Below are 1,042 nucleotides of genomic sequence, written 5' to 3'. Positions count from 1 at the left end.
CGCGATCACGCCGGTGATGTCGGTGGTCCGGAAGTAGAACTGCGGACGGTAGCCCGAGAAGAACGGGGTGTGGCGGCCGCCCTCTTCCTTGGAGAGCACGTACACCTCGGCCTTGAACTTCGTGTGCGGGGTGATGGACTTGGGAGCCGCCAGAACCTGGCCGCGCTCGACCTCGTCGCGCTTGATGCCGCGGAGCAGCACGCCCACGTTGTCGCCGGCCTGGCCCTGATCCAGCAGCTTGCGGAACATTTCCACGCCCGTGCAGGTGGTCTTGGCGGTGTCGTGGATACCCACGATCTCCACTTCCTCGCCCACCTTGATCACGCCGCGCTCCACGCGACCGGTCACCACGGTGCCGCGGCCGGAGATGGAGAACACGTCCTCGATGGGCATCAGGAACGGCTTGTCGATGTCGCGCTCGGGCTCGGGGATGTAGGAGTCGCAGGCGTCCAGAAGCTCGAAGATGGGCTTCACGGCCGGGTCGTCCAGGCTGTCGGCCTCGAGGGCCTTCAGGGCGGAGCCCTGCACCACCGGGATGTCGTCGCCGGGGAAGTCGTACTTGGAAAGCAGCTCGCGCACTTCCAACTCCACCAGCTCCAGGAGCTCCTCGTCGTCCACCAGGTCGACCTTGTTCAGGAAGACGACCAGGGACGGCACGCCCACCTGACGGGCGAGCAGGATGTGCTCACGGGTCTGGGGCATGGGGCCGTCGGTGGCGGCGACCACGATGATGGCGCCGTCCATCTGGGCCGCGCCCGTGATCATGTTCTTGATGTAGTCGGCGTGGCCCGGGCAGTCCACGTGGGCGTAGTGGCGGTTGTCCGTCTCGTACTCCACGTGCGCCGTGGCGATGGTGATGCCACGCTCCTTTTCCTCGGGGGCCTTGTCGATCTCGTCGAAGGCCACGTACTCGCCACCGCCCTTCATGTTGGCGATCTTGGTGATGGCGGCGGTCAGAGTGGTCTTGCCGTGGTCAATGTGACCAACGGTGCCGATGTTTACGTGCGGCTTGGTGCGCTCGAATTTTGCCTTACCCATGACT

General features: G+C 65.2%; 1 protein-coding gene. It reads right to left on the bottom strand.

Annotated elements, in window-relative coordinates; all coding sequences use genetic code 11:
• On the bottom strand, window positions 1–1,038 hold a 1,038-nt coding region (gene tuf / locus ACYYG1_RS17305; RefSeq protein WP_461211582.1), incomplete at its 3' end, for an elongation factor Tu.
• Window positions 1,039–1,042: the final 4 nt, after the last annotated feature.

The organism is Desulfocurvus sp. DL1XJH-121 (assembly GCF_054819825.1).
Note: the sequence above shows the minus strand (reverse complement) of the source record. Positions and strands in the feature narration are given on the sequence as shown.